The 23,146-nt window shown below is 58.5% G+C and carries 23 protein-coding genes; all 23 read left to right on the top strand.

The window, feature by feature from the left end:
- The first annotated feature begins 71 nt into the window (after window positions 1-71).
- The 23 genes from RBT76_13690 to RBT76_13580 all read left to right on the top strand — a co-directional run bounded on the left by RBT76_13690 (window position 72) and on the right by RBT76_13580 (window position 23,115).
- On the top strand, window positions 72-470 hold the full coding sequence (locus tag RBT76_13690; GenBank protein MDX9858839.1) for a RidA family protein: 399 nt from the start codon (window positions 72-74) through the stop codon (window positions 468-470).
- Window positions 471-476: 6 nt separating this feature from the next.
- Window positions 477-1,349: a deoxyribonuclease IV gene (locus RBT76_13685; GenBank protein MDX9858838.1), complete on the top strand. Its 873-nt coding sequence runs from the start codon at window positions 477-479 to the stop codon at window positions 1,347-1,349.
- Between the two features lie 358 nt (window positions 1,350-1,707).
- Complete coding sequence (locus RBT76_13680; GenBank protein MDX9858837.1) at window positions 1,708-2,436, top strand: hypothetical protein; 729 nt, start codon at window positions 1,708-1,710, stop codon at window positions 2,434-2,436.
- A 17-nt stretch (window positions 2,437-2,453) separates the two neighbouring features.
- The gene (locus tag RBT76_13675; protein ID MDX9858836.1) at window positions 2,454-3,053 is read left to right on the top strand and encodes a hypothetical protein; all 600 of its coding nucleotides are present in this window, start codon (window positions 2,454-2,456) and stop codon (window positions 3,051-3,053) included.
- Window positions 3,054-3,187: 134 nt separating this feature from the next.
- The gene (locus tag RBT76_13670; protein MDX9858835.1) at window positions 3,188-3,427 is read left to right on the top strand and encodes a hypothetical protein; all 240 of its coding nucleotides are present in this window, start codon (window positions 3,188-3,190) and stop codon (window positions 3,425-3,427) included.
- A 45-nt stretch (window positions 3,428-3,472) separates the two neighbouring features.
- Complete coding sequence (locus RBT76_13665; GenBank protein ID MDX9858834.1) at window positions 3,473-4,375, top strand: hypothetical protein; 903 nt, start codon at window positions 3,473-3,475, stop codon at window positions 4,373-4,375.
- A 449-nt stretch (window positions 4,376-4,824) separates the two neighbouring features.
- Window positions 4,825-5,622, top strand: coding sequence for a hypothetical protein (locus RBT76_13660; protein ID MDX9858833.1), 798 nt, complete (start codon window positions 4,825-4,827; stop codon window positions 5,620-5,622).
- A gap of 50 nt (window positions 5,623-5,672) precedes the next feature.
- A complete protein-coding gene (locus RBT76_13655; protein ID MDX9858832.1) occupies window positions 5,673-5,912 on the top strand; it encodes a hypothetical protein in 240 nt (79 codons plus the stop codon).
- 508 nt (window positions 5,913-6,420) lie between these two features.
- On the top strand, window positions 6,421-6,630 hold the full coding sequence (locus RBT76_13650) for a hypothetical protein (GenBank protein MDX9858831.1): 210 nt from the start codon (window positions 6,421-6,423) through the stop codon (window positions 6,628-6,630).
- Window positions 6,631-6,774: 144 nt separating this feature from the next.
- Window positions 6,775-7,881: a hypothetical protein gene (locus tag RBT76_13645; GenBank protein ID MDX9858830.1), complete on the top strand. Its 1,107-nt coding sequence runs from the start codon at window positions 6,775-6,777 to the stop codon at window positions 7,879-7,881.
- A 2-nt stretch (window positions 7,882-7,883) separates the two neighbouring features.
- Window positions 7,884-8,438, top strand: a complete 555-nt coding sequence (locus RBT76_13640; GenBank protein MDX9858829.1) for a redoxin family protein — start codon at window positions 7,884-7,886, stop codon at window positions 8,436-8,438.
- Window positions 8,439-8,469: 31 nt separating this feature from the next.
- Window positions 8,470-10,566 carry a DUF5916 domain-containing protein gene (locus tag RBT76_13635; GenBank protein ID MDX9858828.1) on the top strand — a complete coding sequence of 699 codons (2,097 nt, stop codon included), beginning with the start codon at window positions 8,470-8,472 and terminating at the stop codon, window positions 10,564-10,566.
- 240 nt (window positions 10,567-10,806) lie between these two features.
- Window positions 10,807-11,076, top strand: a complete 270-nt coding sequence (locus RBT76_13630) for a hypothetical protein (GenBank protein MDX9858827.1) — start codon at window positions 10,807-10,809, stop codon at window positions 11,074-11,076.
- A gap of 35 nt (window positions 11,077-11,111) precedes the next feature.
- The gene (locus tag RBT76_13625) at window positions 11,112-11,720 is read left to right on the top strand and encodes a hypothetical protein (protein MDX9858826.1); all 609 of its coding nucleotides are present in this window, start codon (window positions 11,112-11,114) and stop codon (window positions 11,718-11,720) included.
- Window positions 11,721-11,798: 78 nt separating this feature from the next.
- Window positions 11,799-12,563, top strand: a complete 765-nt coding sequence (locus tag RBT76_13620; protein ID MDX9858825.1) for a hypothetical protein — start codon at window positions 11,799-11,801, stop codon at window positions 12,561-12,563.
- Between the two features lie 11 nt (window positions 12,564-12,574).
- Entirely contained in the window at window positions 12,575-12,829 is a 255-nt protein-coding gene (locus RBT76_13615) for a hypothetical protein (protein ID MDX9858824.1), read from the top strand.
- 121 nt (window positions 12,830-12,950) lie between these two features.
- Window positions 12,951-13,199, top strand: a complete 249-nt coding sequence (locus RBT76_13610) for a hypothetical protein (GenBank protein MDX9858823.1) — start codon at window positions 12,951-12,953, stop codon at window positions 13,197-13,199.
- Window positions 13,200-13,739: 540 nt separating this feature from the next.
- On the top strand, window positions 13,740-14,042 hold the full coding sequence (locus tag RBT76_13605; GenBank protein MDX9858822.1) for a hypothetical protein: 303 nt from the start codon (window positions 13,740-13,742) through the stop codon (window positions 14,040-14,042).
- Window positions 14,026-16,173, top strand: coding sequence for a sigma 54-interacting transcriptional regulator (locus RBT76_13600; protein MDX9858821.1), 2,148 nt, complete (start codon window positions 14,026-14,028; stop codon window positions 16,171-16,173). The genes RBT76_13605 and RBT76_13600 overlap by 17 nt, the downstream gene beginning before the upstream one ends.
- A gap of 526 nt (window positions 16,174-16,699) precedes the next feature.
- Window positions 16,700-17,821, top strand: a complete 1,122-nt coding sequence (locus tag RBT76_13595) for a hypothetical protein (protein MDX9858820.1) — start codon at window positions 16,700-16,702, stop codon at window positions 17,819-17,821.
- A gap of 161 nt (window positions 17,822-17,982) precedes the next feature.
- Window positions 17,983-19,035: a DUF933 domain-containing protein gene (locus tag RBT76_13590; GenBank protein ID MDX9858819.1), complete on the top strand. Its 1,053-nt coding sequence runs from the start codon at window positions 17,983-17,985 to the stop codon at window positions 19,033-19,035.
- Between the two features lie 125 nt (window positions 19,036-19,160).
- On the top strand, window positions 19,161-21,554 hold the full coding sequence (gene lon / locus RBT76_13585; GenBank protein MDX9858818.1) for an endopeptidase La: 2,394 nt from the start codon (window positions 19,161-19,163) through the stop codon (window positions 21,552-21,554).
- Window positions 21,555-21,570: 16 nt separating this feature from the next.
- Window positions 21,571-23,115, top strand: coding sequence for an NAD(P)H-hydrate dehydratase (locus tag RBT76_13580; protein ID MDX9858817.1), 1,545 nt, complete (start codon window positions 21,571-21,573; stop codon window positions 23,113-23,115).
- Window positions 23,116-23,146: the final 31 nt, after the last annotated feature.

The following is a 23,146-nucleotide window of genomic DNA, read 5'->3' as shown; positions in this document are numbered from 1 at the left end:
CTCCAGTATTTATCGGACAAGAAAGGCAGTCCCACTGACAGGGGACGTCAGCGAAAATGAAAGGTCATCACATGCTACGACAGCGCGTCTCATCCGGCTCACCGTGGGAAGAACCAATCGGCTATTGCCGGGCTGTGCGGGCCGGCAATCAGATAGTCGTGTCAGGCACCGCGCCGGTGGCCCCCGACGGCTCCACGGCCGCTCCCGGTGATCCGTACCGCCAGGCTGTCCGCTGCCTCGAGATCATCCGCGACGCAATCGAGCAACTCGGCGGTCGCCTTGATGACGTGGTCCGTACCCGCATGTATGTGACCGATCTCGCGTACGCCGACGCGGTCGGCCGGGCTCACGGCGAGTTCTTCCGGTCCGTCCGGCCCGCCGCCACCATGGTTGGAGTCGCCGGGCTGATTCGAGAGGATTTCCTCGTCGAAATCGAAGCCGAATGCATCATCGACGAACGGCAGGACTAGTCGGACATGAGCACGAAACCACGAACGCGCCTGCCGAAACTCGGCGCCCACGAATCCATCGCCGGCGGCGTGTTTAACGCCATCCTCAACGGCGAGCGGGCCACCTGCGATACTGTCCAGATGTTCAACAAGTCGAACAGCCAGTGGAAAGCCAAGATCCTGACCACCGATGAGATCGACCGATACTTCGCCGAAATCGAGCGAACCGGGATCACCGTCGCCTGCTCGCACGCCAGCTACCTGATCAACCTCGCATCCCCCGACAAAGCGCTGAACAAAAAATCGTTCCTGGCGCTGAAGGAAGAGGTCGAGCGATGCAACACGCTCAAGATCCCCGGCCTCGTGTTCCACCCGGGAGCCCACATGGAGTCGGGCGAAGAGAAAGGAATCGCCGCCATCGCCCGCAACATCAACCGCATTCTCGAAAGCGTCCCCGCCAATACCGTCACGCTCTGCCTCGAAACGACCGCCGGACAGGGAACGACTATCGGTCACACCTTCGAACAACTCCGCGCGATCATCGACCGGGTCGACGACCGCGAACATGTCGGCGTCTGTCTCGATACCTGCCACGCGTTCGCCGCCGGCTATCCCTTGTCAGATCCGAAAGACTTCAAAACGACTCTGAAGTCCTTTGATACCGTGATCGGTCTTGACAAGCTGAAAGTGATTCACCTCAACGACAGCAAGAAGGGGCTCGGCTCACGCCGCGACCGTCACGAGCATATCGGCGACGGGGAAATCGGTATCGAGGCGTTCCGCAGTTTCATGAACGACCGTCGCCTCAAGAACATCCCGATGGTGCTGGAGACACCGAAAGACGACACGCTCTCCGACGACATCCGCAACCTGAAACTCCTCCGCTCGCTGATCAAGTGATCACTTTCCCACACGCTCCCGATCGTGCTGGTCCCCACTGCGCGAAAATGCTGCGCGAAATAGCGCGGCTTTATCCTCTTGTCGCACCATAGCTTCCGATAGCTGCGCGAATTTCCGCGCGGCACCTGCGCGAATTCGCGCACCTTATGCACTCACACGGCTTCCCCGCCACCCGTCCCGTTTAGCCTAAGCGCTTGATCCCCATGCGCATAAGTTTTATGCGGTATGCCCGAAAAAACCGGCACTGAAGTTGTTTACTGTAATTCTATCAGCATCGAATAATCACCGGTTCACTCATCTCGCACGGTCCAATCCGGATAAACTGAATCTCTTTTAACTCTCTCACGAGGGGCTGTCCATGCATCGAGAGAGCGCCCAATCGGTGAACCCGAGCGTCGCCACATTCGTCGTCGATCCCTTCGTACTCCACGCGCTCCACAACCGACCCCACACCCGCGCGCTCTGGACTGCCCTGATTCTGCTCTCACTGGTGTTCGCGCTGCTTACCTGTCGAATCGAAGCCCAAACATTCCTTGCGGCGAAAACGGCGTACCTGGACCGCCAGCCGATTGATACCGCACAGGCCGCCCGATTCATCGAGATTCTCACGGTGTTGATGGGGATTATCTCTCCAATTATAAAACCGCTTCTCACCGCAGCCCTTCTGTGGGGAGCGGCGCTGTTCGTCGCACGGCTGACCGGTTCAGCCGAAGGCGCCGGCCCGATCGGTGTCAGCCACCCCGGCTCGCTTTCCGCGCCGCGCACCTTCTCGAGAATCCTGTATGTGGCTATCCTGGGCGAAACCATCGCAATCCTCTGCGCGTACCTCCTGCTTCCCCTGATACTGCTCACCCGAACGACCTCCATTGAAATCAGTCTCCGTCCGATTGTCCTCGCTCTGGGCGGCCGCCCAGGAGACTTCTACGAATTGTTTCTGCTCACTATCAGTCTTCCGCTGGTGTGGCAGGCTGTCGTGGTCGGTTCCGGAATGCAGCGCGTGTTTTCGTTTCGCGGACGCGAAGGCTACTGGGTGGCGGGTGCGGTGTTTGGCCTGCTGCATCTGATCGATATTTGGATGTTTGAGTAGGGGAGAGGAAGTTGCCCATGCAATCAAAGCCGCAGGCAATAGAAAGAAGACAGGGCGTCACGCTGTACAAGGCGCTGATCTACGTGTTCGCCTCAATCGGTTTTGTGGCCGCGTTATGCCTGATCTTCTTCTTGAGTTTCATTGTACCCCGTGCGCGGGCAATTGCCCGGCAGGTGTCCGACCAGGCCCATCCGCATCCGGTCGAGGTGTACATCGTCGATCTCGACGCCTCCCTGCCGGATTCGTCCGTCACCGCCGGCCTCGCCGATTTCTACTGGCGTCTCTACGACTCGTTACGTCAGGACTCGGTGTTCCTGTTCGATTCGCAACTACCCCAGCACGGCTTCATCGTCAGAAGCAACCCTGAGACTCAAGCCGTCATGCTCGTGTTCAATCGCCATTGCGGCTGTGAAGTCAGTGGCCTGTTTGATGCGTTGATCGTCCGGGCGGAACTCGCGGACGGACTTCCGGTGGAACGGGACCGCTGGGTTTCTTCCGGTCTGCTCCGGGCTGCGTATCCCTTTAACATCCTCGCGCTCGTGAAGGACGAACGCGCTGTGCAGATAATGATGTCGCGTCGCGATTTGACGCGACTGTCGGACAAAGATCGACTGTAGGGCGCCGTCAGTTCGGCCTCGTAGGTGCCGATAACTTCTATACAGGGAGGAACTGCCATCGGAATCTTCGCGGGGGATATAGGAATCAATCCCGAACGGAATCAGAAAGCGGATCTTCTTGAAAGGAGTTCAGGATGCTGAAGAAGATGGTTACCGTGCTGATGTTGCTGGTCCTGTTTGTGGCCTGCGCGCAGTCCGTCGCGTTCGCCATCGGACCCGCTGACCCGATCAATGTCGCGATCGACGGCGTCCCTGCGACCTGTGCGGGCGGATGCGTCGGCATGTCGTCCTGCGCGGCGTGGGCGCTGTTCTGTGTATTCCAGGCGGTGTTTCCGCCCGACTTCTGGCTTGTTGGGCCATTTGAAACCTGGTAAGTTCACCATACCCTCGTGTCCTGCCGCTGCCGCGTAACTCGCGGTATGAGAATCGGGACAGTGGGCTCGTCGTACGTGGAGGGAGTCGCAAAAGTGCAATCGCAAGGTCATTGGCGATACCTGGGACTGGACCACAAACGCTCCTATCAGCGCAATATGGCGATCAGCCTGCTGATCGTCACCATTTCAAGCGTCGTCGCCGTTGTGATCGGCAGCCTGTGTTTCGGGCCCGGACCATCCACGTTGGTTCGCTTCACCGTTAGCGAACCAACGCTGCCGACAGGCTTTCGCAGCGGCGGCCCGGGACGGCACACTGCGCCGACTGCCGGCGAGCGCGCACACGCCGTGTTCGCAGGAGGATTGCTGGCAAGCATCAGAATCATCCCCGATACGCCGCGCGTCTCCCTGACTCTGACTATCCCGAACGACCAACCACTGTCCCCTCTCCCTGGATTCGAACTGGGTGATCCCGCCGTGATATACGCGCAGGCCGGTGACGGTGACGGTTCGGGCGGCGACACCGACTTCGGCCTGCCCGCAGAGAACTGGCTGCTGCCGGTCGCAGCCCGTTTCGATCTCCCCGCTGCGAGCGAACCCGACCTGATTTTACGCGGTCATGATCGATGCGCCATGATTGCGGTCAGCAATATCTTCTGGCCGATGACCGCTCACCGAAGCGACACCGGCTATGTCGTCGTCGATATCACCATTCACGAAGATGAAACGATATCATATCAGTTCATCAGTGAACAGCCCCCCGGCCGGGGATTCAGATCGGTAACCGAGGATGCGATTGTCTTCCGCTACGACTACAAGGCAAGAATAGTCAACGGCCACCCGGTCGAAAGCACGGTCCGCCTGTATATCACGATCTGCTACGACTGCGAACCCGCGGTGGCCGTCATAAGCGGAAAAGACGACTATCTCGTCAGTATGAAAACCGACTGAGGTTTATATCCCCTGCTTTTGCACACGCGCCGAGACCACACTCTGCCGGCCCACCGACTTTTCACTAGACAGTTTTGCTGCTGCGCGACGCGGCGAGAGGTTTACTGCGCGAATTCGCGCAGCAAACCCCTCCTGCACTGTAGTCACACACCTTGGTGATACAACACTAACCCGTTAAAGCGTAACTCCTTCGGTCTTTTTCACACCACATCATCAGAGTCCGGCACATCTGTTGCTTTACGCCGCGCAGTCAACGTTGACGCTCGAGAGATCATTGTTGTAACGATCAATCACGAGTACGCCGGCGGTTCACGCAGACTGTGGACGCACGGTTCCGTGGTTGAGCGAAATGTTAGCGAGGCGGTCCTGACAGTCGCACGGTCTGCGCGTGCGACCGTCGGGCGCTTGCCCAAAAAACACTTGCATCGCACTGCGAAAGGACCAATGTTATGTTTCATAAAACTATTTCACGGGGGATGGTTCTGATGGTTATCGTGGCCATGATGAACCTCACGATCGGCTGCAACCACCACACCGCACCGACAGATTCGGTTCAACCGACTGCCACCGAAACTGACAAGGTCTCTCAGACATCGGCAGCCGAGCATTCAGCCATCAACGACTTCCTCCAGGACGGCTGGCGCGATGCTATTGTCGGGACCGACGAGTACATCGAGCCGGGGGATGATCCCCTGATCGGAGCGCTTCAGATGCCGAGAATCGAGGCGATCGTCGATAGCTTCTATACTAATGGGTATCGTTTCTCTCGTACGTACTCGTTTGCCCAGTCGCTGTACGCGGTATCTGACGACGGGACCGACTCCGTTTTCGTCAACCGGATTACAGTGGCGTTCGTCTATGCTGCTGACACGACCGAGAAAGCTGCGTATGTCGATGTCATCGATTGCGAGTACGGTCGCGTCATCTCACCCTACTTGCTGTCGTTTGTCTATCCGAGCGGTCAGCAGGGGTGGGCTGGAGTGACGGACGGCGTTTGGCAGTTTGACTACCCGGCAGCAGTCTATCCGGCACGAGCGATGAGCGGGCGTGACGGCAATGCTGCAACGCTCGATGCGCAGATATTCAAGTACCTCGACTGTGTTCGTCGAGAAGCAGCATGGCCGTGTGTTGGTGCCTTGATAGTCTGCGGTGCCACGGGCCCGGGGTACCCGAAATGCGTCGCGCTCGGCTGTGCGGCAGGGGCTATCTATGCCGCTGTCAAATGTGCATTCAAGGTATTCGGATGATGGAATATGGGCAGCCAGTGTAGCAAACTGGTTCAAATGAGGAGTAGCGTATGAGCAAAAATGCCGCCGACACAAGTAAGAAGCCCATTAGTGCGGGTTCCTGGATCGGGATCGGCCTCGCCGTCGGTCTCGGGCTTGGATTCTCGACTGGAGCTGCAAGCGGCGGGGAGTTCATTCCCGCACTGGCCTGGAATCTGATATCGTTCGGCCTCGGCTTGGTAACCGCGCTGCTCTTCCAATGGGCACTCGGCCGCGATGACAAACACGAAAAAACCGTCAGGAATCAGTAGACCGTACCGACGTGCGATAACTATTTCATCGCCGACAGACCCCGCCCCACCACAGGCGGGGTCTGTTGCTCAAATACGATCCCGCGTCACAAACTGTCAACGACGCTCCATGCCCACGTCTTGAAATCTCATCCAATCTACGACTTTTTTCGCCTTTCACCTGTCAAAGTGTGGCAGTACGAGTCACCACATGACGTTTCTGCCTGCGCGACGCGGCGAGGGGTTTGCTGCGCGAATTCGCGCAGGAGACACCACTGAACGTCAGTGTCCGTCATCCGTCACACACACTCCAACTCCATACCCAACATCCGCTTGTACGAATTCTGTGTAAATCCATGGGCGATCGGCACGAAAGTTGTATTGCGAACACACTGATACATGTGGAGCTTCACGCGAGTTGTTCTTCATCAAGTTTGGGCGGTCACGTTTCGATTCAGCTCGAAACTACCTCTTGCCGAACTGCCACGACCAGACTTGTTCCACTCCGGTTGTGAAAGGGGGTGATGTCATGAAGTCCATCAAATGCATCGCGATTGTCTGTCTTGTCTGCGCCTTTGCGGCGCTCAACGGCACGGCGCTGTTTGCGAAAGCCGACGTTCGAAAGCCGAAAGTCCAGTTCTCTGCCGGAGATCAATTGATCCAGGGCGGTCAAATCGTCGGCTGCATGTGTCCAAAGGACACGGGACCGTGTGTTTGTCAGTACAACAACGAGTCGTAGCCGGACCGCGTGAGATAGCTGCGACGTGGATATGGCCGCGCAACGCTCCTGGATCGGCGGCCTAATATCGAGTCAGTTGCAACCGATGTCGTCCGGCGCCTCTCCGCGGGAGGCGTCGGCGACCTTCAAGTAAGGAGGGAAATCATGTTTACGGTTTTGCTAATAATGACGGCTGTACTCGCAACCGATTCGACATTTGTGGCCGAAGAGAGATGGTCCATTCCGCCCGATTTCCAGGTCTCTGCTGAACGAGAGTGGACCTTCTACTCGTTCTGGTCGGTCAATCGTGAAGGCACGAAAGCCGCGTTTATCGATCTGGCTCGCCATGAAGTATGCGTCATGGATCTCCGCGATGAGGTCGTGAAATCGGTCGCGCGTCACACCTCCCAGGCCACCCATGTCTCGTTCAGCGAGACCGCCGAACTCGAGGCCTATGTGCCCTCGCAGAACGTTGATCGCATTGCAGCTCAGGGCGCATATCCCGGCGACGTCAACCTTCCCAGCGCCGTTGTCTGGACCGGCGATGGTAACCTGTTTGTCAGCGATGCCGGCAGCAGGCGGGTGTCAGTATTCGATGCCGACGAAGCGTTCCGATTCAGTTTTCTGCTCCCTCCGGATATGGATACGCCCTGGGATTGCGACCTGCTCGGACCGGATACACTGCTGCTGTCATGCCTGGTCATGAGCGACCCGCAGGACATCAACGCGGGCTTCTACTGCAATGTGGTCGACACAACCGGCAAGTGGCTGCAGGCGTACGCCTACACGCCCGATATCGCGTTCTCGAAAAGACTGTGGACCGGCGTGTCATCCTCGGTCGAGACCGACGAACAGGGCAACACCTTTGTCGTGTTTTCAGTCGACCCGACGATTTATATCTTCGACAGAAACGGCAAACTGACCGGCACGATCGGAGATCGGCCCGATTGGTGGGTTGGGCCGCACGAGATGCTGCGAATCAAAGGCGACTACGACAGCCCGCCCGAAGGACACCTCACTTCGTGGACGCGCATAGTGAAGCTGGTTCGACTCGCCGACGGTCGACTGATTCGAGTTGCTGAAGCCAACGGGTTTGTCCCGGGGTGCACGTCGCGGTTTGTGATCGACGTGTTCTCCCGTGAGGGACAACATCTCGGCGACGCGATCTACTCCGACTACTGGCCGGTGGGAGCCTGCGACGACGGCTCGGTTTTTCTGTTGAGCGTCGACGGGAGCGACCTGGTCCGCGCGTCCTGCACGGTTGGGAGGTAGCTATGCGCAAGGGTTGGAGCATCACCATCATCGCGGTCCTCGCTGTCGCCAACATCGCGCTGATCGTCCAGTTGAAACACGCCCGCGAATCAGCGGTAGCTGTCATTGCTCCCGCCGATACGTATGTCGGCGCAATTCGACTCCCTGATATGACGGTTGTAGATCGAGATGGAGACTCCGTCTCCCTGCGGGAGATCGCGGCAAGACACGGGCACACCATGTTTGTCTTTTTCGCACCATCCGATTGCCCGCCCTGCTTCAGCGAATCGGAGCTGTGGAATGAAGTTGTCCGGCGCGGTGACGCCGCCGTGTACGGTGTAGGCACGCACACCAACGCGCCCGAATTCTTTCAATGGGTGGACAACACTGAATGGGGAATTCAAGCGTATCTTGATACGACAGGCTGGCTCGAGAGGGAGATGAACTTTCGAGTCACGCCGCTGAAGGTGCTGGTTGACTCGACAGCACGAATTCAGTGGGCGGACCCGCCCAGGAGCCCGGGGGAAGAACGCGAGCGTTTCTGGAGGGATCTGGGTTATGCTGTGGCGAACTTGTAAAACACTGGCGAGGTGCGCCGCACTTCTACTCATGCTATGGCTCGCCGCACTCGCTTCCGATGATCAGCTTTCATATCGTGTGACGACCGTTACTGCTGCACCGGAGATCGACGGCCTTCTCGATCTGTGCTGGCGTACCGGCGACTCCGTAACGTCGTTCGTGCAGGTAACCCCGGACGAAGGCCTGCCGCTGTCGGAGCCAACCACCGTCTACATACTTCAGGACAGCCGGGCCCTCTACATAGCCTTCAAATGCAAGACGCCGAACAGGTATCCGGACTGCCGTCGAGAGACGCGTGAGAGCAGGAGCGGCGACGAGGTGTCGTTGTTTCTCGATACGTTTTTCGACCGTCAGACCGCCTATCGGTTCACTGTGTCCTGTGGCAACGTGCAATCGGATGCGGTGCTCTCCGCCAATGGACGGGAGGAGAATATCACCTGGGACGGGGTGTTTGAGTCGGCGGTCTACGTCGATACGGGCATCTTCATTGTTGAAATGGCGATTCCATGGTCGAGTCTGCAGTTCGACAAAGGCGCGCCGGCCTGGGGCTTTAATCTTGAGCGGAAGATTCCAAAGCAGGGCGAGGTCGGATACGCCGTCCCTGTTAAACAGAACGAAGCGTTATCCGTCTCAGGGTTCGGGCGGCTCGAAGGAGTGGCGCCGGCAGACCGAAACCTCGGACTCGAACTGGCGCCCACTACGTTCTTTCGCGCGGAGAAAAGCTACAACGAGCGAAGTGACCGGGTGCGCGTGGGAGCCGATATAAACTGGGCGCTGACACCCGCGGTGCGTCTCCAGACAACCTTCTATCCGGATTTCGCACAGGTCGAAGCTGACCCATTCGCGCTGAATCTCTCCAAGTATGCGATCTACTTCTCCGAGAAACGGCCGTTTTTTGTCGAAGGACAGGAGTTTTTCGATCCCCCCGGCGGGGCGATGGCCGGCCTCCTCACGCTGTTCTATTCCCGGTCGATTGGCAAGAAACTTCCGGACGGGACCGAGGTGCCCATTCAGGCCGGCGGCCGACTGGTCGGCAAGCTCCCCAGAGTGGAGTTTGGGACGCTGCTGGCACGCACCGGGAGCGAAGACTACGAGGGCTGGTACGGTCCCGAGACGCAGCAGGCCGCCACCTTCGCGGTCAATCGCGTCACCGTCCATCCGACTCCCGGAACGACGGTCGGGCTGTTCCAGGCCGGTGAGTACGAACAGGATCACCACAACGATGTCTACTCGGTCGACGCCGGCCTCAGCAACGCGCTGCTGGATGTCTACGGTCAGGTGGCGCGGAGCCGCTACGACGACTACAACGACTGGGCGTGGTTGGGGTCGTTTCATTACACGCCGCGCGGGCTTTCACTACGAGCCGACGCAGTGAGTATCGGCTACGATTTCGACGTCTCCGATATTGGGTTCGTCCCCTGGTACGACTACCGGTCGTACGCTGCTTCGGCAGGCCCGACCGTATATCCGTCGTCCGGATTGTTGACCTACGGGAAGATCGCATTTGGGACACAGTTCGACCGCGAGTACGGTGAGTCAATCTACGCCAGCCGCTACTCGATCAACCTGGCGCTGGCCATGCGATGCAACTGGGGCGCCGGGCTGACCTATGCCTGGGGGAGAGACTTCGAACAGGACATGCGCTATGATCCCCGAAGTTGGTCGGGCTTTCTGCGAAGCGACGTCTCCCGGCGGGCCTGGTTCATAGTGAACGTCAGTACATCACGATCTTTCAACTATCTGCGGTACTATCTCGCCCGGTCGTGGAATATCGACTGGTACGCGAGCTTCAAGCCGCAGTCGGCAATGTCGGTCTTCTTCAACGGTGACGCCTGGATAGAAAACGATCCCGGCGGATCTGTCGAGGAGATCACCTGGCGATTTCGCCCCGGCTGTTCGTACTCGGTCACACGGGACATCAGCATGCGGGCGTATGGTGAGTCGACGGTATATCGGAGTGTGGGGATTCGGTCGGTTCGTGTGGGGCTGTCGCTGGCGTACAATTTCCTGCCGAAAAGCTGGCTCTACCTTGCTTACAATGACTATCAGCGGCGCCGCGATGATCACACCTATCAGCCGCTGGAGCAGGTGTTCGTGATGAAGGTTCGCTATCTGGTGAGCATGTGAATGTTTGCTGCGCGACGCGGCGAAAAGTCTACTGCGCGAATTCGCGCAGTTGGACCAACCGAACGTCACTATCCGTCATCTATCACACACACGCCAACTCTCTCCCCGACATCCTCTTGTACGATTTCAGTGCGAATCCATAGGTGATTGGCACGAAGGTTGTAGATACGGAAACACGTCGACGTTGACACTTGAGACAGAGTAACTTCAATCCTTAACCGCGAAAAGAGGTGATTGACTGTGTCACGCACCAAACGTGTCATCGCAGGGCTGTTTCTCGGTCTGCTGGTAACCGCCAATCTCGCCCAGATCAACGCGCCGGTCACGACCGACTCGCATTCGATGATCGAAGCCCGGCTGTTCCCGATTGGCATCCTCAAGCTCAAGAAGAAACAGTTCAATGCGCAGGGCACGTTCCTCGGCTGCTGGGGAGTCGGATCGGACTGTCTGACAATCCCGATCGGCGACGCCCAACTGACAGTGTCAAGCGCGGGGGTGCACACCCAATAACAGCGATTGCTCGAACGAGGTGGAGGTAGATGAGAATGAAAAAGGTAATGATCCCGACTGCGTTTGTCATCCTGGTGGTGCTGAACGTCATGCTCCTGATACAGAACTTCCAACTGAAAGAAGTCATTCAGAAGCAGGACGAGCAGCCGTCGTTTCTGGTCGACTACGGGGGAGTGTACGAAGACCTTCGGGGAATCTACACCTACCCCGGCATCGGCCGGATGATCGTCGCCGACGGCGCCCCAATCGAAGAAGTGCCTTCGCTTACCCTGGCCGTGTTTCTCTCTTCGGAGACAACCTGCCCGGTGAGTATGAGCGAAGCGCACGTTTTTCGGAATCTTCTTCCCGTCTTCAAAGAACGCGAGCAGTCGATCGTGGCGATCTGCACGCTTCGCGACTCGAGCGCGATCGCGCAGCAGCTCGACGACTGGGAGCTGGAAATTCCGCTGGTGATCGGCGCCGACGATACTTCGATGACTTTTGCGCAGATGGGCATTTCCTCCCGATTCATGCCGTTCAAGATCCTGTACGACTCAACCATGACCGCCGTTTACATCCGGGGGGCCGACAATACGCCGGAGAGCCAGGAGGATTTCGAGCGCGCGGCTTTGTGGTTGAGCGAGATGTTGGCGAAACGGTCCTGACGGTCGCACGGAAAGCGTGCGACCGCCGGACGCTCGCCCAAAAAACAACTTGCATCGAACTATGAAGGGAGCATTGTTATGCTTAGTAAGATTATCTCAAGGGGGATGGTTCTGATGGTTATCGTAGCCATGATGAACCTGACGATCGGCTGTAATAGCTGGTTTGACAACCAGCAGTCCGACGACATCACCGCACCTTCGAACACAGAATTGTCGGATGGTTTGACAGCCACAGTGTGCTCCAAGTATCTGGACGAATCGCCGACCAAGACTTCGGCAATCTCATCGGCGCTGAACGATGAGGATGTGGTCGATGCCCATGAATGGCTGACAGCCCAGGGGTACTCGTTCATGGACACCAACAGCGTTGTGCTCGTGAAACGGTACACGAATGCCGAACCGGAGTCAGCGGCCGACATCGACGCCGAGTCGCAGGCGGCTCGGAAGCCATTTCTTGGCAATGATCCGGTCCGGGTCTTGGAGGATACCATACTCTGGGCGGCATTTGAGAACCCGACCAGCGATCCGGCGAATCACACTGCAATCGTTACGCGCTGGACCAACGCCGGCGTCAAGAATAGCGTCTTTCTGGAGATGGATGTGAGTACTGACACGGCCGCGGTTATGAGAAGTGGTTCTTTCGTTGGTGGAGAGTTCATACCGGATCCCGAACCGGTCGACCTTGCCGGATTCTGGAAGTGCCTGGGTCAGAGCACCGGCAGCGCTCTTCTGGGTTGTGCTGTTACAAACTGCCTCTACTTCAAGTGTGTAGGTGTAAGTGCAGGTGCGAGTGCCATCATTTGTGGCATCGACGCCATATTTGGTGGGAGCTCCGAATCATAGAGGAGAAGAACATGTCGTTTGCCTGCAGTAATCGTGCGGTTGCCCTGCACCTGCTCGGAATGTGCGTTGCAGTTGCGGTAGCCGTCATTATCACAAGGCAATTCAATGAGGCTGCAATCGGCTGGGGAGTCGCCGTAGCGATTTGCGCACTGCTCGCCCAACTCACGTTTGTACCGAAGGAGAAGCTGAACCCGGTTCGGTTGGTGGTCCTTCCGGTGCTTCTGGGCGCTGTGATGTGGGCGATACTCCACTACTTTCCCAGTTGATTGACTCGCCGCAACATTCCTCGCAGCCCCCACCCGTACACCGGGTGGGGGCTGCTTTTGCCGCGTGCGGCGTCGCGGCCGCGTGTACAATTGCTGACATTTTCCAAAAGGGAGGAAGGTCATGTACAAAACACTGGCTGTGATTTCTCTCAGTTTCATCGGCGGTGGAATCGCGATGATCCTGGTGGCCAACTTCTTCAGGACTCCGGAGAATCCCCGTCCTTTCTATCATCCTGTGTTTCTCGGACATTTTGGATGGAAGAAGGAGTGGTGGACCCCACCTGGGTACGTTCTTCAAAGGATCGGACCGATTCTCGTCACCGCCGGATTTCTCCTTATCGCGATCTCGTACTTCATGCGCTGGAATTGAGCAGCAGCAAGGCGGGTCCATCCTCGGACCCGCCTTCCCTTTGCCTACCTGCCGTGTGACAAAAACTGTCCCTCGCAAACAGCCGGCCGCACGCGAGTTTATTCGCAAATCGACGCTATTTCTAACAATTCCACTGTCAAGTCACGGCAGTGAAAGTCATCTCGTGACGTTTCAGCAGCTTGCGCGCAATTTCTGCCTTGACAAAATCCTGCCACACCGCGTATTCTGCGTGTGAGTTTAATGACATTCAAACCCGGTCTCTGGGGGAGCCTGCGGTTTGAACTCGGCGGGGAGTGATCTCGCATCGTGATCGTACATCGGAATCCCACCCGCACCGTGGTCGTGTGTCTCGGCTGATTGTGTCCGACCCGTTGCGGAAGCGCCCGAGGGAAGGGTCCGTACAAGCAACAAAATGAATCGCTTACGCACCGCGTGACTCACACGCGACTGTCGGCTTTTGCATATTGCGCCCCGGGGCGTAGTCGTGGCGGCCCGGAGCGGTAGAGACGATTTAACGACCAGACCGGAAGGGTCTCTGTTATGAAGAAGATATGTGTAGCACTCGTAATGGTGGCTATGCTCGTGTGCATCTTTGCGCCCGGGGTCTCGGCGCGAAGCCGCCCGATGTGGATGGACCAGCTGCAAAACCGCGCCGACAAACCACAGGGCGAGGAGACTGGTTGGAATGTCGACGCTGCAGTCGTGGGTCCGGAGACTACCGAACCCGATCACGAGGCGATTCAGCCAATGCGACATCTATGGCTTGATGTAATCGTGCGGCTCCTCGTGCCTGTTTCCTATCCCTCACCGACGGAGAGCGTCCCTCATGAAACGATTCGATGAGGTTCAGCGGCTGATTGATTCGAAGGACTTTAGCGAAGCTCTTCAACTACTCAAGTCACAGGGCGTGCCAAATCCGGACTCACCGTTGTTGAATCTCTACATAGTCATGGAGAGCGAGCTACTCTTGCACAGTGGTGAGTGTCAGAATCTGCGAATTGACGAAGCCATTGAAGCGCTCAGATTCGGCGATCAGTCCGAAATGTTTGCCCGCGCGAAGTATGTCAAAGGATGGCAATTGGCGATGCAAAGTGACTTTCTCGCTGCGAGGGAACAGCTTGTTGAGTCTTACGCTGGCTATCTCAGGCTCAACTCGAAATCCAAAGCTGCGAGTGCGCTGAACCTGCTCGCGTTTGTGGAGACGCATGTTGGCAACCAATCGACGGCGCTTCTGAATCTTGATCGAGCTTCGCAGTTGCATATCGAAGCTGGTAGTCGTGACAAGTCTATGAATGCGAAAGCGAACAAGGCGCACCTGCTTTGCCGTATAGGGCGGTTTGCTGAAGCGCGTGAGCTGTATGGTGAACTTGAAGCCATGATTCTCGACGTGGGTGAGAGAGGGGTCACCAATTTCTTTATTAACGCAAGTCTGTCCGAGTGTCTCGTCGGCGAGTACGATCGCGCGCGAGGCTACCTAGACGAAGTTTCAGAGAGCTTAATGTCTCATCCACGCGAGCATGCGGTTGCCCTCGAGGTCAAAGGCAAACTAGAAACCCTTCGCGGCAATCTCACCAAAGCCGAAAAGCATCTCTCCGAAGGGCTCAAACTCTCTCTGCAGATCGCCCCCGAGTCAACCCTCGTCTCCCAAACCAAACGCCTCCTCGCCGATGTCTATGTCGCCATGAAAGATTATGACCGGGCGAGAACTGTCGCCGAGGAAGCCCTCGCGGTCGCAACCAAGATAAACGAACGTCTTGAAATAGCCGCCTGTCACCGGGTGTTCGGACAGGTCGATGCCTATCGGGGTGAGTATGAGTCCGCCCGCGAGTGGTTCCGCAAAGCCATCGATATGCTGGCGATGATCGGCGCCCAGTACGAGTTGGCAGTCACACGTTTCTGCGCCGTCGAGTCAGGCATATACACAAGTACAGAGTCTATCGCACACCTCACTCTCGCCAAGGAGTATTTCGCGCGGGAGCAGGTCAAGCCGTACCTCGACAAAACCGACCGCGCCCTCCATACCCTCACCTCCCACCGGGCCAAACCCGCCACCGCCGACCGCGAAGCCCCGATTGTCGTCTCCCAGAGCCGGGCCATGCAGACCATTCTCGAGAAAATCGAGTACGTCGCCCCGTCGAACATGAATGTCCTCCTGCTCGGAGAGACCGGTACCGGCAAGGATTTGATCGCACGGTGGATTCACCATGTCTCCGGGCGGACCGGCGAGTTTGTCTCCGTCAACGCCGCCGCGATCCCGGACAACATGTTCGAGGCCGAGTTGTTCGGCTACAAACGCGGCGCCTACACCGGCGCCGAAAGCGACCGCGCGGGCCTGATCGAACTGGCCGCCGGCGGAACGTTTTATCTCAATGAAATCGCCGACACGACACCCGCCGTCCAGGCGAAACTGCTCGAAGTCATCGAGAACAAACGCCTCCGCAGGCTCGGCGAGAACAACGAACGGGCCGTTGACTTCCGCCTGATCGCCGCCTCAAACATCGATATCGTCGCGCTCGTGCAGCAAAACAAGTTCCGTGCCGATCTCTACCACCGCCTGAACGAAATCCCCATCGCCCTCCCGGCCCTTCGCACACGGCCCGAGGACATCTTGCCGCTGATCGGTCACTTCCTGCGCCTGAACGGCGCCGACGGTGATCTCGTGCGGTGTCGGCATGACATCGCTCGACTGGCAAAAGTGTTGTCGTCCCGCATCTGGCCGGGAAACGTCCGGGAACTGCAGGCGGAAGTGCGCCGCCTCTGGGTCGAATCGCGCGGCAGTATCGATCGCATGGCCCATATGCTCGATCGCGACCGCTCCGATATCGAACGCCGCGAATTGCTGGAATTGCTCGACACCTGCGGGGGAAATCGCCGCGAGATGGCCCGCCGCCTCAATGTCAGCGACTCCACCATTCGCTACCGCCTCCGCAAATTCGGAATCGATACCGCAGAGCAGGTCCCGGCCAGTTTCTGATTCGGTCGAATAACATGGCAGCAGGTCCGAACCCCCGCCGAGGCGGGGTTCGGACTGCCCGCTAAACAACCACTCGTCTCGAACCGGTATCATCGGGCAGGATGTTGCCCTGTCACACGACCTCCCCCTGCGCGACGCACCCCACATGCTCCTGCGCGAATTCGCGCACTCCACACGATCCGCAAACTCTCCCCGAATGTCTCTTCGCATGCACATCCTGTCCTCCCGCATACTGTTAGTCGATTGTTACAATCAGTCACACGATCCGGTACGGCGGTTGCATACGCGCTTCACGGGCGGACGGGGAGGTCGCCTCCGTTGTCCGTTCGAGCGCTGTTATTGCCTGACCGCCGGGCCGATGGTCCCGCCACGACCGAGACCCTCGTCGCCATCGGCTCGGCGGCTCAAAAATGGATCCGTGAACGTATAATCTGTGGTGGGGTGAGCGTGCGTCACGTATCTTGTGTCAAAATCGCTCTGGCCTGTCCGGTGCGGCAAAACCGGACATCCGGAGGGGAGAGCTATCATGCGACAGATTGGTTCGGTCCTGACGGCCGCGCTGGCATGCGCGCTGCTGATCACCTGCGGTGCGCGGACGGTGTTCGCCAAGCCGATGCCTCCCCGCTTCTTTTATTACTCCTACGAGTTCATCCCGGCCCTGCAGCCGGGTCCGGTCACGCTCCGCGTGACGCTCTATGACACCACCGGCTGCACCGACATCTCAGCCGAGTTTTTCCACGACGACAACATGGGCTACAGCGGCCCCAAAACGTTTCCCGTGATCAAAACCGAGCAGGAGCCGAGCGTGATCATCGACCTGCCGGTCGTCCTCCCGGAAAACGACACCTGCGGCTTCTGGATGAAGTTCGAGTCGTCGTGCGGCTATCCCCAGTGGGCGGGGCGCTTCTGGGTGACCGGCCCCGATTCGGTCGAGGTCTGGACCCACGACGTCCGCGTCTACGCAGTAAACACCCGGGAGGAGGTGATCATTCCTGACTCCAGCGAATGGAAAGCTCGCCTGGAGGCGATGGAGCGCTTAATGAGCCGGCCTCCCGAAGCAGTCTGGCCATCGGAGAACGGACGTCAACTCACTCCCGAAGAGGCCAAAGTTCGTGCTCACACCCGCTTCCTCGCCGCACAGAAAGCGCACTTTGATTCCTTGCGGGCGGTCGGCGACTCCGGCTGGGTGCGATTGGAGGACGGTACCAAGAAGAAGGTGGACCGCAACGAGCACCGCCGCGAAGTCGAGATGCAGAAGCTTCGCGAGCTGGAGAAGGAGCCGCTCGAGGGACGTTCCGATCAAGCTGTGATGGTTGACGGTGAACTGTGGCTCAGAGCCCCCGGTGACAGCCTCTTCCACAAGTCCGTTGGCTACACCAAAGAGGAACTCAAGGTGGTAGCGAAACAGCACGCGGACTCTGTTCGCCAGTGGGCCGACACCGCGCTGCACGACGTTGTGCTGGATCTCTCGAACCCGGAGTTGCTCGAAAAGGCATCGCGAATCGCAGATTCGTTGGTCCCCACGGAACGCGCTGGGTATTATCGCACGGAAGTAAGAGGAGACAAACTGCTCCAACTGCGGAAGTTACTCATCAGATGGAGTATCTACCCCAACTATCCGACACCGCTACCGAAAAGCACTGAGTAGGTCTGCTCCGTTTTCACCCCCACCGACTCGACAAACCATACCACCCTTTCCCACAAGATGCCGCCCACATCACCGTCCAATCCACCGAGTCGGGCCGGCTCCGCCGGTCCGATTCACTTCCCCCTTGCCATCCCCCCCCGAATTCCCTACCATTGCTCCCTATGAAACTAGGCATCATCGGCAAGCCGCAGGCGGGGAAGACGACCGTGTTCAACGCGGCCGCAGGCCAGGAAGTCGCTGTCGGCGACTTCTCCAAAGCCATCCACCGCGCACAGATCAAAGTCCCGGACCCACGTGTCGACCGCCTCGCCCAAATCGTCAACCCGAAAAAAATCACCTATGCCGAGATCGAATTGCTCGATGCTCCCGGTCTTACGGGACAGGGGAAGGAGGCCGGCGCCGTGGAAATCGGAGCCGACCTTCGCGGCGCCGATGCCCTTATCATGGTCGTCGATGCGTTCTCGTCCGGCGCACGTCCGAAAATCGACATGCAGAACCTCATCGATGAAATGGTCCTGCTCGATGCCGCGCATATCGAGTCCATTCTGGATAAGAAAACGCGAAAGCGTCAGTTGTCCGGCGACAAATCGGAGGAACGCATAATCGACGTGCTCTCGCGATGTCGCGCCGCTCTCGAACAGGAAACCCCGATCATAGAACTGGGTCTTCCCGAGGAGGAACACAAGCTGATCCGAGGCTTCACGTTTCTGACCCAGAAGCCTCTGCTGGTCGCGATCAATATCGCGGAAGAAGATATCCCCCGGGCCGAACAAATCGGCGCCGAATACGCGTCGGTCGTTTCTGCCGGCCGGCGCGAAGTCGCGGTGCTGTGCGGAAAAATTGAAATGGAACTGGTCGGACTCGATGCCGCCGACCGTACAGCCTTTCTCAACGATCTCGGCATCGCCGCGCCCGCCATGGACCAGGTCATCCAGAAGTCCTACGCGCTGCTTGGCCTCATATCATTTCTCACACAGGGGGAAAAAGAAGTGCGAGCGTGGACCATCCCGCGCGGGTATACCGCGCCTCGCGCCGGCAGTGTCATCCACTCCGACATCGAACGCGGCTTCATCCGCGCCGAGGTAATCACCTACGAAGACTTCGTTGCCCTCCAGACGCCGGCGGCCATCAAGGCGGCAGGGAAGATGCGCCTCGAAGGCAAAGAATACGTGGTTGCCGACGGCGACGTTATCCTCTTTCGGTTCAACGTTTAAGCAGGGAACCGAACCGCTTCTCTCCTGTTCTATTGCCTGCCCTGTTCAAAACTTGCGCAGGACTGCCGAAAGTATGATTATGCGTACAACGAACATGTGACCGGGCGCGAAAATACACTGAACCTATGGAACAGACCAAAACCGATACCAAAACAGACAGCCAGAGCGGCTCGCAGGCAATTCCAATCCTCCCACTAAAGGGAACGGTGGTCTACCCGTTTCTCGTCGTGCCGCTGATGATACAGGAGGCGGAGTATGTCCGCCTTGTCGATGAAGCCCTCATGCGCGGTTCGCGGATCGGGCTGTTCGTCCAGAAAAACCCGCAACAGGATAACCCCGGCCCGAAGGATCTCCACGACATCGGTACCTCCGGCAATATCCTGAAAATGCTTCGGTTCCCCGATGGAACCGTGCGGTTTCTCATCCAGGGACTCGCGCGCGTCCGGATCAAACGATTCGCGACCACCGAGCCGTACTTGTCGGGCGAAGTCGAAGAGATCGACGAAGTCAATACCGACCCGGTGAAAACCGAGGCGCAGCAGCGAACTATCCTGACCGCCATCAAAAAACTCGTCGAGCTTGCGCCGTATCTCAACGAAGAGTTCCACGTTTCCGTCATCAATCAGGATACGATTTCCAAGCAGGCCGACTTCATCGCCTCGAACCTGAATATCACGCTCGAAGACAAACAGGCCGTTCTGGCCGAGCGCGATGTGCTCCAGCGACTGAAAAAGCTCTACCAGTGGATCTCAAAAGAAATCGAGGTTCTTGAACTCTCGCAGAAAATTCAGGCCGAGGCCGCCAGCGAACTGGGAAAATCGCAGCGCGAATACATCCTCCGCGAACAGCTCAAGGCCATCCGGCGCGAACTGGGCGAAGCCGACGGCAAGGCGGAACTCGATGAGTTTGATATCAAAATCAAAGAGGCCCGCATGCCCGAGTACGCGGAAAAGGCCGCGTTCAAGGAACTCGACCGACTCCGCCAAATGTCGCCCTCGTCGGCCGAATACACCGTCTCGCGCACCTACCTCGACTGGCTCGTCGCGCTGCCCTGGTCGGTTTCCACCAAAGACATCCTCGATCTGAAAAAGGCCAAACGCATTCTCGACGAAGACCATTATGATCTCGAGAAAGTGAAAGACCGCATCCTCGAACACCTCGCCGTGCGTAAACTGAAGGCCGATATCAAGGGCCCGATCATCTGCTTCGTCGGTCCGCCCGGCGTGGGGAAGACCTCCCTCGGCCGTTCGATCGCCCGTGCTATGGGCCGCAAATTCGCCCGCGTCGCGCTGGGCGGCATGCGCGACGAGGCCGAAATCCGAGGCCACCGCCGTACCTATATCGGTTCCATGCCCGGACGCATCATCCAGAGCATCCGCCGCTGCGAGTCCAACAACCCCATCATCATGCTCGATGAAATCGATAAACTCGGTTCCGACTTCCGAGGCGACCCGGCGTCCGCCCTGCTCGAAGTGCTCGATCCGGAACAGAACAACACCTTCTCGGATCACTACCTCGATATCGCCTTCGACCTGTCGAAAGTCATGTTTATTACGACCGCCAACTGGCTCGAACCGATTCCCCCGGTCCTCCGCGATCGCATGGAAGTCATCCGTATTCCCGGTTACACCGATATCGAGAAACTGCAGATCGCGCGGCGGCACCTCTTGCCCAAGCAGCTCGAAAACCACGGCCTGACCGATTCCCATATGGAGCTGACCGACGCCGCCATACGGACACTCATCGACGGCTACACGCGCGAAGCGGGCCTACGCAATCTCGAACGCGAAATCGCATCGGTCTCCCGCAAAGTCGCTCGCAGGGTCGCCGGCGGACGGTCCGCCCGCAAAACCGTGATCGACAGCAAAAACATCCCCAAACTCCTCGGTCCGGTCCGCTTCACCCGCGAGGTCCTCACCCGCAAGGGACTGATCGGCGTCGTGCCCGGGCTGGCCTACACCGCGGTCGGCGGCGAAGTCCTGTTTGTCGAAGCGACCTGTATGCCCGGCAAAAACGGCATGACGCTGACCGGCCACCTCGGCAACGTCATGAAAGAGTCGGCCCAGGCGGCGCTGTCGTTCATTCGCTCCAATCACGAACCGCTCGGAATCGACCCGGAAACCTTCAAAGACTCGGAGCTGCACATCCATGTTCCGGCAGGCGCCACTCCCAAAGACGGCCCCTCCGCCGGTATCACCATGGCCGTCGCCCTGGCGTCGCTGTACACCAAACGCCCGGTTAAGCCCTGTCTGGCCATGACCGGTGAGGTGACCCTGCGCGGTGAGCTGCTCCCCATCGGCGGTCTCAAGGAGAAGCTACTGGCCGCGGTGCGCCTCGGCGTCGACACCGTCATCCTGCCGGAAGACAACCGCAAAGATATCACCGAACTGCCGGCCGAAGTCCGCAAGAAACTCAAAATGAAGTTCTTCTCCGATGTGCTCTCGGCCATTAACTTTGCCCTGGACAAGCCGGCGCCGAAAAAAACGACCCGGCGCTCCAAAAAGTCGTCCGTGAAATGATCGCCGGGGACAACCTATGAAACTGGTCACCGCCGCCCAGATGCGGGCCATCGACCACGAGACCATCCACGCGGTCGGGATTCCCGGCCCGGAACTCATGGAAAACGCCGGCCGTGGCATCGCCGCCGAAATCCTCGCCGACCATATCGCCCACCCTGAAGACACCCACGTCGTCGTCTTCTGCGGCAAAGGCAACAATGGCGGCGACGGCTTCGTGATCGCCCGGTACCTGCATGAGAACGATGTCCAGGTCTCGGTGTTGTTTCTTGGTCCGGTTGAGAAGCTCTCCGATGACGCCCGGCTGAATCACGATCGGGCCCTGAAAGTCGGCGTCGAAATGCATCAACTCACCGACATAGCCGACCTCCCCGAAGAACTCGAATGCGACATCGTCGTCGACGCTGTCTTTGGAACGGGTTTCGAGGGTTCTCCGCGCGGACTGGCCGGCGAACTGATCGAATACATCAATCGTCAGGACGCCGAAGTCATCGCGGTCGACATGCCCTCCGGGCTCAACGCCGACACCGGCCAGCATGATGGCGCCGTGATCGAGGCGAGCTACACCTACACGCTGGCGCTTCCGAAGTACGGCCTGTATCTGACGCCGGGTCGCGAATTGTCGGGTGTGACCGAGACGGTGCCGATCGGTATTCCTGATGCGGTCGTCGAGGCGGCGCAGTTGCCGGATGAGTTAATCACCCTGGAGATGGTGACCGATATGCTGCCGATGCGCAAACCGGACGGCCACAAAGGGGATTTTGGCAAGCTGTTGCTGGTGGCTGGATCAACCGGATTAACCGGGGCGGCGTGTATGGCCGGGCAGGCCGCGGTCCGATGCGGCTCCGGGCTGGTCAAGATCGCCTGCCCCAAAACGGTCCTGCCGATTATCGCATCGAAACTGACCGAAGTGATGACGTACCCGTTGCCCGATGTCGCACGGAAGGGCGCACTCGCACTTCGCTCGCTCGGCGAAATTCGCGCGCTGTTGAATGAACACGACGCTCTCGTGCTCGGCCCCGGTATCGGACGGCATCGCGAGACATTCGAGCTCGTGCGCCGCCTGCTCGCGCAACTCGACAAGCCGACAATCATCGATGCCGATGGCCTGAATGCGCTCGCCGACCATCTCGATATCGTCCGCGAGTGCTCCGCTCCGCTCGTGCTCACGCCCCACCCGGGAGAATACAGGCGCCTGACCGGCCTCGATATTCCGGAAGATTTCCGCGAAACCTGCGCGATGGTGCGTGAGGTTGCCACCGACCTCGGCGTCGTGCTCGTACTCAAAGGTTCACCGACCATCATCGGCGAACCCGGCGGCTTGACGTACGTGAATCAGACCGGCAACGACGGCATGGCTACCGGCGGTTCGGGCGATGTGCTCTCGGGAATGATAGGTTCGTTTCTGGGGCAGCGGATGACGCCCATCGAAGCGGCTGTTGCCAGCGTGTTCATTCACGGCATGACCGGCGATCTGGCGGCCGAGGCCTACACGAACCGCGCCATGATCCCCACTGATATGATTTCTTTCCTACCCAAAGCCTTCGCCCTGCTCGAAGGGTAGAGGCTCTATCTCGCTCGCTGCAACTGCACCC

It is taken from the genome of Candidatus Zixiibacteriota bacterium (assembly GCA_034003725.1).
Classification (GTDB): Bacteria; Zixibacteria; MSB-5A5; order GN15; family FEB-12; genus WJMS01.
Note: the sequence above shows the minus strand (reverse complement) of the source record. Positions and strands in the feature narration are given on the sequence as shown.